The organism is Arachnia propionica (assembly GCF_003932785.1).
In the GTDB taxonomy this organism is placed as follows: Bacteria; Actinomycetota; Actinomycetes; order Propionibacteriales; family Propionibacteriaceae; genus Arachnia; species Arachnia propionica_B.
This window is the reverse complement of record NZ_RQYT01000128.1, coordinates 1-717: the sequence shown is the minus strand read 5'-3', so window position 1 is coordinate 717 and position 717 is coordinate 1. Positions and strand designations below refer to the sequence as shown.

General features: G+C 59.7%; 1 protein-coding gene. It reads left to right on the top strand.

Going from position 1 to position 717, the window contains the following annotated elements:
• Window positions 1-330: 330 nt before the first annotated feature.
• Window positions 331-717, top strand: a 387-nt coding sequence (locus tag EII35_RS15560; RefSeq protein ID WP_148098975.1) for a DUF6301 family protein, incomplete at its 3' end; no start/stop codon positions are given.

Below are 717 nucleotides of genomic sequence, written 5' to 3'. Positions count from 1 at the left end.
TTTGTGGTGCTTGGGGTGAGCCGTGGAGTGTGATGACGGATGTTGACATGATTGATTTCATCTGGAAGTTGCATGAGCAGGGTTATGCTGAACTGACGGTGTGGCCCGACTGCCTTACCTGTAGGTTCGTGTCGATGGACAGAACGGAGGAGCGGTGGTGATTCCCTCCGCTGGTCGAGCCGGGGCCGGAGCTTGCGAAGGGCCCGTGTCGAGACTTGGTGGGATTCCGGCCCAACTCGAGTCCCAGTACCCGTTCGCCGAGGGTTTCCACACGGACTGTTTGCTGGCGCTCGCGGTCCGGCTCGACCAGCGCGGTGGGGGGGGGAGGGGGTGGATGACGTCTTGAGGCATATTTCCTTTGAGACGGCCCGGACCTGGATCGAGCGTCTGGCGGGGGTGCCTGCTCCGGTGAGGATGGAAGACATCCCAGGATTGGCGGCGGAGTTCGGGTGGGAGCCCACGAATTTCGAATCCCGGTACAGGTATGAGGCGGAAGGGGAGCCTCAGATGATTCTGGTGCGGGGCAATGATGAGACCGGTGAGTTGTATAGTGTTTTCTTCAATCTGGTGAGGAACTGGGGTGAGGATCTGCTGAAGAATGTGGCGGTGGTGGACTTCTGGCCCAAGTATGTGGAGGCGTTTTGTGGGGTGTGGGGTGAGCCGTGGAGTGTGATGACGGATCCGTCGACGTTGATTTGGAAGCTGCATGAGCAGGGG